This is a genomic window from Pseudoalteromonas sp. SR45-5 (assembly GCF_014163565.1).
Lineage (GTDB): Bacteria > Pseudomonadota > Gammaproteobacteria > Enterobacterales > Alteromonadaceae > Pseudoalteromonas > Pseudoalteromonas distincta.
Map to the genome: position 1 here is coordinate 1 of NZ_JACJDN010000933.1, position 1,039 is coordinate 1,039.

The 1,039-nt window shown below is 30.5% G+C and carries 1 protein-coding gene; it reads right to left on the reverse strand.

The annotated features are described in order from the left end of the window. Positions 1-116 precede the first annotated feature (116 nt). The coding region (locus tag H5072_RS20180; RefSeq protein ID WP_220488747.1) for an acyltransferase at positions 117-1,039 on the reverse strand (923 nt) is incomplete at its 5' end.

Genomic DNA, 1,039 nt, shown 5'->3' on the forward strand with positions numbered 1-1,039 from the left:
TCTAAATATTCAGGCTTTGTTTTGTCGCCTTTAAGTAATAGCTCTATCTGGCCATTCCTTTTGGGAGGAAAATCAGTACTACAAAGTACATTTTTTAAATGTTAACGGTAATGACTTTATTTTTTACCAATACTCATACAAGGCTTTTCAATCAATAAAAAGGTAGCTGCTGATATTAAAACTACCACTACTGAAGTCAAAGGCATGAGTAGTAAAAAATCACTTAATAGGCTGCTTGAAGCTTCAAGAGGAAATGCTACCGTGAATAAGAGATATAAAATAACTCCATGGAGTAAGTAAATACTATAGCTAATTTCACCTAAGATAATAGAAGAACGCAATGTAAATATTCCAAAAAGATCGTTGCCTAATAGCGTTAGTAAAAAAACAATAGCTATAGTAAAAACGTGAAAAATATCTAATGTATTTGGGTAAAGCATTGCAATAATAATAAACAGAAGATTAATGGTTGAAGCTATTTTACCTGTTATCTTAAAATTGGGTTTGTAGTTTTTTATTAAGTAGGAAGCAAGGCCACCAATACTAAAGAAAATTAAATAGCTTGTTTTAAATGAAAAAATATATAACGGCTGAAAAAATAATATTAGGGTAGTTGCAATTAATAAAAATATACCGACTTTTTTTAGTTTGTTTATGCATAATGATATTAGTGGTAAACAGAGATAAAAAAACCACTCATATTTAAGGGTCCAATCTACACCTGCAATAATTTTTCGAGTATCTGTAAAACCATTTATACTACCTCCGTGAAATAGTCCCCATTTAATATAGTCTTTAATAAGCATCGGGATTGACACCTGCAAATTAAATTTAGAGCTGGTAAATACAACTAATGAAATAACTACCAAAGTAAACACATACAAAGGAACGATTCTAAAAAACCTGGATTTATAAAGGGATACCCAGTTAGTTGTGCTTTTTTTAGTTATTTTAGATATGAATAGGAAGCCAGTTATAATAAAAAAAATAGCGACACCAACACTGCCGAAGTTATCAAACATCTTTTCGGGAGGCGATG